Origin of the sequence: Achromobacter spanius (assembly GCF_039673305.1) — a bacterium.
GTDB classification, from domain to species: Bacteria; Pseudomonadota; Gammaproteobacteria; order Burkholderiales; family Burkholderiaceae_B; genus Achromobacter; species Achromobacter spanius_F.
On the sequence record NZ_JBDJLJ010000095.1, the window covers coordinates 1 to 11,280 of the forward strand.

An 11,280-nucleotide genomic window follows, 5' to 3' on the forward strand; every position below is an offset into this window, starting at 1 on the left:
ATCGAGGGCCTGCTGGCCGACGCGATGGCGGCCCTGAGCGCCGCGTCGCCGGGCGGCCCGGCGCGCGTCGTCGCGCTGGGCGGCGAAGCCGCGCCGCTGCCGCAGTCCTGGACGCTCGCCGCCCGCAATCCCGTGAACGGCGACACCGTCTACGCCAGCCTGGAAGCCGACGGACTGGGACTGATGCTGCTGGCCGGACTGATCGGCGCGGCCGCGCCGGCGGACAACGGCATCGACGCGGACGCGGTGCCGGTGCGCGTGGCCGCGCGGCTGGGCTGGACGGACATGCCGGCCGGCGAACTGCGCAGCCTGCAGGCGCGCGACACCGTCTTCCTGGACCAGTACCTGGTCTCGCCGGAAGGCGAGCTCTGGCTGGCCGCCGGCGCGCAAGGCCTGCGCGTGCGCGCCGAACATTCTTCATACCTCGTTACCCAAGGCTGGACTTCCCTTATGACCGAGACGCCTCAATCGCCGGCGGATGCCGAAGCCGGCGCGCAGACGCCTTTCGATATCGACGCCGTTCCCGTGCGCCTGACGTTCGAGCTGGGCGAGCGCCACATCACGCTGGGCGAGCTGCGCCGGCTTCAACCCGGCGAAACCTTCGACCTTGAACGTCCGCTGGCCGACGGTCCCGTGATCGTGCGGGCCAACGGCGCACTGCTGGGCACGGGCGAACTGGTCGAGATCGACGGCCGGATAGGCGTGACGCTGCGCAGCGTGGGCAGGGCGGGCGCATGAGCGGCGGTGCGGATCCGATCAGCCTGGCCGTCGTCCTGGCGCTGCTGGCGCTGGTGCCGCTGGCCGCGGTCATGACCACGTCGTTCCTGAAGATCGCGGTGGTGCTGACGCTGGTGCGCAACGCCCTGGGCGTGCAGCAGGTGCCGCCCAACATGGCGCTGTACGGCCTGGCGCTGATCCTGTCGGCCTACGTGATGGGGCCGGTCGTGATGCAGATCGGCGACGAGCTGCGCGCGCCGCCCGCGGCCGTGGCCCCCGGCGCGGCGGCCCCCGACCGGCTGGAAGGCATCATGGACGCGGTGGCGCGCGGCGCCGAGCCCATGCGAGCGTTCATGATGAAGAACAGCCGGCCCGAGCAGCGCGATTTCTTCGTGCGCACGGCGCGCGAGCTGTGGGGCGAGCAGGCCGCCCGCAACCTGAAGCAGGACGACCTCCTGGTGCTGATCCCCTCGTTCCTCGTGTCGGAACTGACGGCCGCCTTCCAGATCGGCTTCCTGCTGTACCTGCCGTTCGTCATCATCGACCTTATCGTGTCCAACATCCTGCTGGCGATGGGCATGATGATGGTCTCCCCGGTCACGATCTCCATGCCCCTGAAGCTCTTCCTGTTCGTCATGGTCGACGGCTGGACGCGGCTGATCCAGGGCCTGGTGCTGTCCTACGGTTGAGCGCGCCATGGGAACCGTCGATCTCGTTTCTTACATGACCCAGGCGCTGTACCTGGTGCTGTGGCTGTCCCTGCCGCCCATCGCGGTGGCGGCCATCGTCGGCACGCTGTTTTCGCTGTTCCAGGCGCTGACGCAGATCCAGGAGCAGACGCTGTCGTTCGCGGTGAAGCTGATCGCGGTGTTCGCCACGATCATGCTGACGGCGCGCTGGCTCAGCGCCGAGCTCTACAACTTCACGATTTCCGTGTTCGACCTCTTCTACAAGATCCACTAGGGGCGGCGGACACATGATTTCCGGCATCACCTACGCTGAAGCAAAGGTATTCCTGGGCACGCTGGCCATGACGCAGCCCCGGATCCTGGCGCTGTGCGCGATGCTGCCGCTCTTTAACCGGCAGCTCCTGCCGGGCATGCTGCGCTACGCGCTGTGCGCCGCCATCGGCATCGTGCTGGTGCCGGCGCTGGCGCCGCGCTATGCCGCGATGGACCTGGGCACGGTCGAGATCGCGCTGATCGTGGTCAAGGAGGTCTTCGTCGGCATGGTCATGGGCTTTCTGGTGGCCATTCCGTTCTGGATCTTCGAGGCGGTCGGCTTCGTGGTGGACAACCAGCGCGGCGCCAGCCTGGGCGCCACGATCAATCCGGCCACCGGCAACGATTCCTCGCCCATGGGGATCCTGTTCAACCAGGCCTTCATGGTGTTCTTCCTGGTGGGCGGCGGCTTCACGCTGATGCTGACCATGCTGTACGACAGCTTCCGGCTGTGGGACCTGTGGGACTGGACGCCCACGCTGCGCAAGGAAAGCGTCCCGCTGATGCTGGACCAGCTTGGCCGCTTCCTGCGCCTGACGCTGCTGTTCGCCGCGCCGGCCATCGTCGCGATGTTCCTGGCCGAGGTCGGCCTGGCGCTCGTGAGCCGCTTCGCGCCGCAGCTCCAGGTGTTCTTCCTGGCCATGCCGATCAAGAGCGCGCTGGCCCTGCTGGTGCTGGTGCTCTACATGAGCACGCTGTTCGAGTACGCCGCCGAGGCCACCGGCCAGATCGGCTCGGCGCTGCCGTTCCTCGACAACCAATGGCGGGCGCCATGAGCGGCGAAAAGACAGAACAGCCAACCGGGAAAAAGCTGCGCGACGCGCGGCAGAAGGGCGACGTCGCCCACAGCAAGGACTTCACCCAGACGCTGCTGGTGCTGGCGCTGTTCGGTTACATGCTGGGCAATGCGCACGGCATCGTCGAGTCCCTGGGCCGGCTGATCCTGATACCCGCCACGCTGGTGGGGCTGCCGTTCGAGCAGGCGCTGCCCACCGCGCTGGACGCGGCGCTGCGCGAGGCCGTGGCGCTGGTGCTGCCGTTCGTGCTGATCGTGCTGATCGTGGGCATGTTTTCGGAATTCCTTCAGGTCGGCGTGGTGCTGGCGTTCGAAAAGCTCAAGCCTTCGGCCAAGAAGCTCAACGTGATGGAGAACCTGAAGAACATCTTCTCCAAGAAGAATCTGGTCGAGCTGCTGAAATCGATCATCAAGATCGCGTTTCTCTCCGCTTTGGTGACCCTGGTTGTGCGCGATGCTCTGCCGGAGCTGATGGCGGTGCCGCACAGCGGCCTGGCGGGCCTGGAAGCGGGCGTGGGCGGCATGATGCGCACGCTGGTGGTGAACATCGCGTTCGCCTACGTGGTGATCTCGCTGGCCGATTTTGTCTGGCAGCGCATGCAGTACCGCAAGGGGCTGATGATGAGCAAGGAAGACATCAAGCAGGAATTCAAGGAGATGGAGGGCGACCCCCATATCAAGCACAAGCGCAAGCATCTGCACCAGGAAATGGTGATGCACGGCGCCGTCTCCAGCGCGCGCAAGGCGACCGTGCTGGTCACCAACCCCACCCACCTGGCGATCGCGCTCTACTACGAACCCGACGAGACCCCGCTGCCGCGGGTGCTTGCCAAGGGCGAGGGGGCGCTTGCCGAACAGATGATGAAGGCCGCGCGCGAAGCGGGCGTGCCCGTCATGCAGAACATTCCGCTTGCGCGCGCGCTGATGGCGACCGCGCAGGCCGACCAGTACATCCCCAGCGAGCTGATCGAACCCGTCGCCGAAGTGTTGCGGCTGGTGCGCAAGTTGGCCGCGAATCCGGAATCACAGCCATGAGTTCAGTCCATCCCCTCATCGCCGCCTATGTGAACCGCCACGGCATGCCGCTACCCGAGCGCGCCGACGGCCGGCTGACCGTGGTGGTCGACGACACGTTCCGCATCCACCTGCACGCCGCGCCCAACGGCTGGCTGGCGATCACCTCGCGCCTGTGCAGCCTGCCCGAGCAGAGCGCGGCGCGCGACGAGCTGATGCGCGAGATCGGCAAGCTCGCCGCGGGGATGCTGAGCCGCCACGCGGCCTCCTGCGTCGTCGATCCGCAGGGGCGCACGCTGTGGCTGCAGCAGACCTTGAGCCCGGACAGCAGCCCCCTGGCGCTGGACGAAGCCGTCGGCGCGTTCGCCAACGCCCTGTCCTTCTGGGCGGGCGCGGTGCGGCGGCTGGCATGAAAAAGCATTCCGGGACCTTCACCCGAGGAGAAAGCGTGTTTAAGCGGATGATTCTGGCGACAGCCCTGTCGCTGGGCGTGAGCGGCGCAAGCGTGGCCGCGCCGAACTGGGCCAATGTGCCTTACAGCTACTACGCCCGCGATGAGAACCTGCAGTCGCTGCTGCGCGAGTTCGCCGGCGGCTTCAGCCTGTCGCTGCAGATGGGCCCCAACGTGTCGGGCACCGTCAACGGCAAGTTCAACGCCAACTCGCCCACCGAATTCCTGGACCGGCTGGGCGGGGTGTATGGGTTCAACTGGTTCGTCTATGCGGGCACGCTGTTCGTCAGCCGCACCACCGACATGAAGACGCGCTCGGTCAGCGCCATGGGCAGTTCCATCAGCGCGCTGCGCCAGGCCCTGCAGCAGCTGGGCATTCTGGACCCGCGCTTCGGCTGGGGCGAACTGCCGGACCAGGGCATCGCCCTGGTGTCGGGCCCGCCCGGCTACGTGGACCTGGTCGAACGCACCGTGGCCGCGCTGCCGATGGGCGCGGGCGGCCAGCAGGTGGCGGTGTTCCGCCTGAAGCACGCGTCGGTGAACGACCGCACCATCAGCTACCGCGACCAGAAGGTCGTGACGCCGGGGCTGTCGACGGTGCTGCGCAACCTGATCACGGGCGGGGGCGGCGGCAACAACAACGAAACCCTGGCGGCCATCGCCGCGCCCTTGCGCGACAGCCCGCCGTCCTTTCCGCAGGTCAACGGCGGCCCGGCCGCCGACAGCGCGCCCACCGTCGCCGCGGCCAACGGCGCGACCGTGCCCGTCGGCAAGCCGGGGCTGCGCCTGCGCGAGCCCACCGTGCAGGCCGATGCCCGGCTCAACGCCATCATCGTGCAGGACATCCCGGACCGCATTCCCATCTACCGCAGCCTGATCGAACAGCTGGACCTGCCGAGCACGCTGGTCGAGATCGAAGCCATGATCGTCGACGTGAACTCCGACCTGGTGAACGAACTGGGCGTGAACTGGGGCGCACGCGCGGGCACGACGAGCTTCGGCTACGGCAACCTGGCGCTTACGCCCAGCGGCGGCCTGCCCGTGGACGGCTCGGCGGCATTGTCGCCGGGCACGATCGGCGTCAGCGTGGGTTCCAACCTGGTGGCGCGGCTGCGCGCGCTGCAGACCAAGGGCCAGGCGAACATCCTGTCACAGCCCTCGATCCTGACGGCCGACAACCTGGGCGCCATGATCGACCTGTCGGACACGTTCTACATCCAGACCCGCGGCGAGCGCGTGGCGACGGTGACGCCGGTCACGGTCGGAACCTCCCTTCGGGTGACGCCGCGGCACATCGAATCGCGAGAAGGTGCCCGCGTCGAACTGACCGTGGACATCGAAGACGGCCGCATCCAGGAAGAGCGCCCGATCGACGGCCTGCCGACCGTGCGCAAGAGCAATATCAGCACGCTGGCGGTGGTGGGCAATGACCAGACGCTGCTGATCGGCGGATACAACAGCAGCCAGAATTCCGAGCAGGTGGACAAGGTGCCGTTCCTGGGCGACATCCCGGGCCTGGGCATCTTCTTCTCGAACAAGTCCAAGACCGTGCAGCGGCGCGAGCGGCTGTTCCTCATCCGGCCTCGCGTCGTCGCCGTCAACGGCGAAGTGGTGGCCCAGCCGGGCGCGGCCAGCGTCCCGCCGATGCTGGACGCCACGTGGGGCGGCGGCGCGGGCATGACGGCGGGCCAGTACCTGGACCTGGCGCAAAGCCAGCGCACGCGTGTGCTGTTCGGGCCCAATGTGGAGACCGGGCGCGTCAGCGTCGGGCCGCTGCGCGTGTCGGACTGGATGCAAGGCGTGCCGGTGGCGCAGCCGGTCCTGCAAGGCAAGTCGTCGGCCACGCAAGGGCCGGTGATCCAGGTGGAACCGGTGGCGGCGCCGGGGACGGGCAGGGCGCCGTAAGGCGCGCCTGGCGCCTGGAAATCTAGTCGTCCAGGCGCAGGCCCTTCTGGGCCATCTTGTCGCGCAGCGCCGAGCGCGCGCGCGACAAGCGGCTGCGCACGGTGCCGATGGGCACGGTCAGCAGCGCGGCCGCTTCTTCATACGAGATATCGTCCAGTCCCACCATCAGCAGGATGTCGCGCATGTTCTCGGGCAGTTCGTCCAGCGACTCCTGCAGGAGCGCCATGGTCTGGTTCTGTTCCAGTATGCGGTCGGGCGACAGGTCGGCGCAGGCGTGGTCCTGCAGGACGCTGTCGCTGACGAAGTCATGGCGGCGTTCAGGGGCGCGCGACAGGTGGTTGCGCACCAGATTCAGCGCGATGCCGTAAAGCCAGGAAGAGAGCTGGGATTCGCCGCGGAAGCTGCGCAGCGAACGGGCCGCCTCGACGAACGCCTGCTGGGCGAGGTCTTCGGCTTCGGTGGTGTTGCCGATGTGCTTGATGATGAAGCGCTGCAGGCGGCTGGAGTGTTCGCGCACGAGGTCGCGCAACAGGTACTCGCTGCCCGAATCCCATCCTTGCTCTTCGCCGTCTGGGCGAAGAGGCGGCAAGTCCGCTTCCGGGGAAGCCGGCGTGCAATCGCGCGGATTGGTCATGGGCTGAGGGAAAAGAAACGAGTTCCAGGCTACAAATTACTACTTGTGTGGCGAATTATCGCAGCTTACCTGCGTCACAATATTTCGAAACATGAAATATTGCGCTAAAACTCGGGTTTTTCGGCGTGGATGTGTAAAAACAAGTAAACCGTCGGCCGCATATTCCGACTGGCGGAAATTAGCCGGCCTTGAGCAGATCCCGCAGCCATCCGGCCGCGGTGGCCAGCGATACGGGACTCTGTCCCGACCGGGCGGCCTGGTCGAAGCGCGCCTGCATGGCCTCGTCCAGTGCGGTGCGGCGGGCGGTGTCCACGCTGGCCGGCGCGATGCCCGCATCGTTGCAGGCCTGCTGGAAGGCGGGGGTGTTGGCGGCCGCGGAAGCCGCCAGCCGCGTCATGAAGTCCACGCCCGACAGGGCATGGCTGGAAGTTTCGGCCATGTCGAGCGCGGCGGCGACCGTGCGCGAAGACAGGGGCTTGCCGGGATTGGGCTCCAGGCCCAGCTCGCGCGACACGGCGCTGGCGATGCCCTGGCCGTAGCTTTGGGCCAGCGCCTGCGCGAACATCGCGGTGGTGTCCACATCGGGAGCCACCCAGGCCACGCTGCGGCCGCTGGGGGTGACGCCCATGCCAAGGACCTGCAGCTTTTCGCCCGAGATCTCGACGTATATATCCTGCGCGCCTTCCGCCGCTTTGGCGAAGGCGTCCAGGGAGACGAATGGCGATGAAGGGGTAACCGATGAAATTGTCATGCAGCCAAAAAATCCGGCGTGTCCTGTATCGGGCCCGAGAGAGGTCTGGTAGCTCGTGGGCATGAGTAACCCAAGTGCTGCTTTAGTTCCACGGGCATGATGCGTTCCCCATTTTATGCCATACGGTCGGCTGTCCGCCGCATGGCCGTTATGGATACATGGAGTTACGTCAAACGTTACCGTCGTTGTTACTGCCGCCACGCGCCATCGCCGCGGCGGCAAGGGCCCATGCCGTTACTGCGCTTCGTAGACTTCGTCGGCCGCCAGCAGGATGTCCACGGGCGGATCGAAGCCGATGACGCGCGCGGTTTCGAGGTTCAGCGCGATCTTGGCCGGGTCGATCCACACTTGCGACAGTTCGCGCGGCTTGGCCCCGTTGAAGATGCGCGCCATGGTCTCGGCATAGAACAGGCCCACATAAGAATAGTCCGCCTGGGCCAGGCTGAGGAGCAGGCCGTGCTTGACCTCTTCGGATCCCAGCATCGAAAAGCTGGGCACGCGCGCCTGGCGCAGGATCTCGGCGATCGTGTCGACGGAAGCCGGCGTCACGCCGCGGTGCACGGTGACATAGACGGCGTCCACCTGCGGCGCCAGCTTCGCATAGCATTCGACGGCGTTGCGCGTGGCGGCTTCGGCCGCGATGCCGTTGGACGGCGCGTTGCAGGTCAGGACTTCGAACCCCTGTTCGCGCGCGACCTGCTCCACGGCTTCGACGGCGCTGTACGTGCGGCCTTCCGGGCTGTCTTCGTACACCAGGCCCAGGCGCTTGAAGGGCACGATCTCGTGGAACAGGCGGACCTGCCGCTGGTAGCGTTCGGGCTGCACGCGCGCGTGCAGGTTGTCCAGGCCGCTGTCCTGCGCCGACCGCGTGATGCGCGCGCCGACGGCGTCGCTGGTGGATCCCACGATGGTCGGCACCGGCGCGCCCATCCCGGCCATGTCCTGGCCGGCCCAGGTGCCCATGGCGATGATGAGATCCAGGTCATGCTTGTCGGCCAGGCGCCGCTTGATGGCCTCGCGCACGGCAGGCCGCTTCGCGGCGTCGAAGTTGCCCGGCTGCCACCACGCGTCGCGCACGAACTCCAGCGTGTCGCTGCGCGCGTTGTCGGCCAGGAATGCCCACATCTGTTCGCCGTTCAGGCCGTCGGGGATGGCGGGCAGGGTGACCCAGCCCAGCTTCTGCAAGCCGTCGACCGTCACGCGCAGGGTGCGCGGATATTCGCTGTAGTCGCCGCTTTCGAAATACCCGATGCGCCATTTCTTGCCGTCGGGCCGGGCAGTGGGCTTGGTGGGGAACACCTGCGCCTGCGCGGCGGCGGGGGCAGGGGACGGGGCCGCCTGCGCCATGCCCGCGGAGGGCGCCAGCAGGGCCGCGCACAGCGCCAGGGTGGACAACGAGTTCTTCATGGGCGGCGGATCACGATCAACGTGATGTCATCGGATTGTTCGGCGCCGTCGGCAAAGGCCTGGACGTCTTCGAGCAGACGCTTGGCCAGGTTGGCCGAGGGGACGGGGGGATTGGACAGCACGGCCAGCAGGCGGGGATCGCCGTACTGGGCGTCGTTCGGGTTGACGGCCTCGGTGACGCCGTCGGTGTAGCCCACCAGCATTTCGCCGGGCGCCAGAACCGTGGACAGGCTGCGGTAGGTCAGGTCTTCCTGCACGCCGCAGGCCGGGCCGCTGCGGCCTTCCAGCATGCGCACCACGCCGTCCGCACCCACCACGGCCGGCGGCAGGTGGCCGGCGTTGGCCCATTGCAGTTCGCCGGTGGCCAGGTCCAGCACGCCCAGCAGCAGCGTGACGAACATCATGTTGGGATTGTTTTCGGACAGGCGGTTGTTGATCTTCTGCATCATCAGCGCCGGGTCGGTCTCGTCCTCGGCGGTGGCGCGGATCAGCGTGCGCGTCACGGCCATGAACAGCGCCGCGGGCACGCCCTTGTCGGAGACGTCGCCGATGGCCAGGCACAGCCGCCCGTCGGGCAGCGTGAAGTAATCGTAGAGGTCGCCGCCCACTTCCTTGGCCGGCAGCATCACGGCGTTCAGGTCGACCTGTTCGCGGATCGCCGTGGAAAGCGGCACGGGCAGCAGGCCAAGCTGGATGGCGCGGGCGATGTTCAGCTCGCTTTCGAAGCGCTCGCGGGCGGTCGTTTCGCGCATCAGCCGCGCCACGTTCTCGCGCAGCTTGTGGTCCATGAACAGGAACGACGCGGCAAGGCGGCCGACTTCGTCCTTGTGCCGGTTGGGCAGCGCCGCGATGTGCGCGGGCACGCTGGACGCCGCGGTCAGGTCCTGTTCGGGCAACGCGCGCGCATAGCGCGTCAGCGTTTCCAGCGGACGCACGATGCGCGCGGCCATCAGCCAGGCGCAGATCAGCGCAACCAGCATCATGCCGACGAAGATCAGGGCCTGCCGGTTCAGCAGTTCGCGCGCCGGCGCGGTCAGGTCGCTTTCGGGCACGGCCGCGACCAGCGTCCAGCCCAGCGGCGCGAAGCGCGCGCTGTCGATGCGCCAGGGACCGCCGCCGCCGTCGAACGACAGGCTCTGCAGTTCGCCGCCGCCTTTCTGGCGCGCCAGCAGGGTGCGCAGGGTGTCGCCTTGCGGATTCGTGGCGTCCAGCAGGCCCGCCTGCTTTTCCGGCAGCGGCACGATCATCCTGCCGTCGTCGGATGTAATGAAGATGAAGCCCGATTGCGCCAGGGTCAGCCGCGACAGCGTGCCGCGCACCGAGCTTTCCATCTGTTCCCGCCGCGTCTGGATCTGTTCGATGACGTCGTGCGCGCTGTCGGTGATCGCGAACACCCAGTTCCAGGGACGGAAGTAGCCGAAATAGGCGTAGCGCGTTTCGCTGTCCGCGCGCTGCGCGGCGGGCGGCCAGCGGTAGATGGCGAAGCCGTAGCCGGAGGTGCGGCTTTCTTCGTACAGGGCCTGCGCCAGCGGACGGTTCTTGAAGTCCGACACGTCCGACAGGTCGAGGTCGATCATCTGGGGATTGCCGCTGGCCAGCACCTGGAAGTCGGCGTCGTAGACGAAGGCGTAGCGCCGGTCGCCCAGGTTGAGGCGGTTGATCCACGCGCGCGCCATGCCTTTGGCCGCGCCCGGCGTCATGATCCCGCGTTCGGCCATGTCGGCGTAGGAATTCAGCGCGGCGGCCACCACGGTGCCGGTCTGCATGAGCTGGCGGCGACCGCTGCGCACGGTGGATATCTTGTCGGTGAGCAGCGCGCCCCAGCGCGCCTCGGCGTCGCGCAGCACCAGCTCCATCACGTTGCTGACGGCGTGGCGTTCGCTGTTCATCACCGTGCGCGTCACGTTGCGCTGCGTGGTGAGCATGACGAACGCGGCAACCGCCACGAGAATCGCCACGACCAGTAGAAAAATCTTGCTACGCAGCGACCGGAACGGCATGGAGGCAGGGGTGGGCGATGGGGAAGGCGGTGTGAAAAAAGATGCAATTTGCATTAATTGTAAATACCATTGGTGCCCGTGTGTAAATACTTTGCGGTGTTCCGGTCCCATGCGTAGCGAACCAATTCAACTTGTGCTGGAAGGTTTGAAACGCCGCCCGGTGCTTGAAGTCACGCTGGCCTGTCTGGCCGTGCTGCTGCTGGCGCAGGCGCTCATCGGCGCGCTGAGCCTTTCCGCGTTGAACCGCCTGGTGGTCGACACCACGGCCGATCGCGTGGAAGTCACTGCCCGCCGCGCGGCGGGCAACATCGAAAACGGTTTGCGGCTGGGCAAGCCCATCGAACAATTCTTTGGCCTGCGCGATAGCCTGCGCGACAGCGTCGCGGGATCGCGCGACCTGCGCGGCGCGGCGGTGCTGCTGGCCGACGGCCAGACGCTGGCGTTGCAAGGCGAACTGCCCGATGGCGCCATTGCGCTGGCCAAGGCCCTGCAGTCCGGCGGAGCGCGCGATGCGGGCGCGTCGCGCCCGCCCTCCGGCGCGCGGATGTCAGGGGGCGAAAGCGCGGTGACGCTTGCCGCGCCGCTGGCGGGGGGGGGCGCGCAC

11 protein-coding genes and 1 pseudogene are annotated in these 11,280 nt (G+C 67.4%); 8 read left to right on the forward strand and 4 right to left on the reverse strand.

Annotation, left to right across the window (positions count from 1 at the left end; translation table 11 throughout):
- The 7 genes from sctQ to sctC all read left to right on the forward strand — a co-directional run.
- On the forward strand, nt 1-738 hold a 738-nt coding region (sctQ, locus tag ABE485_RS30320; protein ID WP_346518957.1), incomplete at its 5' end, for a type III secretion system cytoplasmic ring protein SctQ.
- Entirely contained in the window at nt 735-1,406 is a 672-nt protein-coding gene (gene sctR, locus ABE485_RS30325; protein ID WP_346518958.1) for a type III secretion system export apparatus subunit SctR, read from the forward strand. The genes sctQ and sctR, both read left to right, overlap by 4 nt.
- A 7-nt stretch (nt 1,407-1,413) precedes the next feature.
- Entirely contained in the window at nt 1,414-1,680 is a 267-nt protein-coding gene (gene sctS / locus ABE485_RS30330; RefSeq protein WP_008163300.1) for a type III secretion system export apparatus subunit SctS, read from the forward strand.
- 13 nt (nt 1,681-1,693) lie between these two features.
- A complete protein-coding gene (sctT, locus tag ABE485_RS30335; RefSeq protein WP_346518959.1) occupies nt 1,694-2,494 on the forward strand; it encodes a type III secretion system export apparatus subunit SctT in 801 nt (266 codons plus the stop codon).
- Nucleotides 2,491-3,549, forward strand: coding sequence for a type III secretion system export apparatus subunit SctU (sctU, locus tag ABE485_RS30340; RefSeq protein WP_346518960.1), 1,059 nt, complete (start codon nt 2,491-2,493; stop codon nt 3,547-3,549). The genes sctT and sctU overlap by 4 nt, the downstream gene beginning before the upstream one ends.
- A complete protein-coding gene (locus ABE485_RS30345; protein WP_346518961.1) occupies nt 3,546-3,941 on the forward strand; it encodes a CesT family type III secretion system chaperone in 396 nt (131 codons plus the stop codon). The genes sctU and ABE485_RS30345 overlap by 4 nt, the downstream gene beginning before the upstream one ends.
- A 47-nt stretch (nt 3,942-3,988) precedes the next feature.
- Entirely contained in the window at nt 3,989-5,884 is a 1,896-nt protein-coding gene (sctC, locus tag ABE485_RS30350; RefSeq protein ID WP_346518966.1) for a type III secretion system outer membrane ring subunit SctC, read from the forward strand.
- Nucleotides 5,885-5,906: 22 nt separating this feature from the next.
- On the opposite strand, the gene ABE485_RS30355 is transcribed toward sctC, so the two are convergent.
- From ABE485_RS30355 to ABE485_RS30370, 4 genes are all read right to left on the reverse strand, one after another.
- Nucleotides 5,907-6,473 carry an RNA polymerase sigma factor gene (locus ABE485_RS30355; RefSeq protein WP_346518962.1) on the reverse strand — a complete coding sequence of 189 codons (567 nt, stop codon included), beginning with the start codon at nt 6,471-6,473 and terminating at the stop codon, nt 5,907-5,909.
- A 223-nt stretch (nt 6,474-6,696) separates the two neighbouring features.
- Entirely contained in the window at nt 6,697-7,269 is a 573-nt protein-coding gene (locus tag ABE485_RS30360; protein WP_346518963.1) for a hypothetical protein, read from the reverse strand.
- Between the two features lie 234 nt (nt 7,270-7,503).
- Nucleotides 7,504-8,676 carry an ABC transporter substrate-binding protein gene (locus ABE485_RS30365; protein ID WP_346518964.1) on the reverse strand — a complete coding sequence of 391 codons (1,173 nt, stop codon included), beginning with the start codon at nt 8,674-8,676 and terminating at the stop codon, nt 7,504-7,506.
- Nucleotides 8,673-10,676 carry a SpoIIE family protein phosphatase gene (locus ABE485_RS30370; protein WP_346518965.1) on the reverse strand — a complete coding sequence of 668 codons (2,004 nt, stop codon included), beginning with the start codon at nt 10,674-10,676 and terminating at the stop codon, nt 8,673-8,675. Before ABE485_RS30370 ends, ABE485_RS30365 begins: the two co-directional genes overlap by 4 nt.
- Nucleotides 10,677-10,821: 145 nt before the next feature.
- Here ABE485_RS30370 and ABE485_RS30375 point away from each other — a divergent pair.
- Nucleotides 10,822-11,280 (forward strand): annotated as a pseudogene (locus ABE485_RS30375) (MFS transporter); the annotation flags it as partial.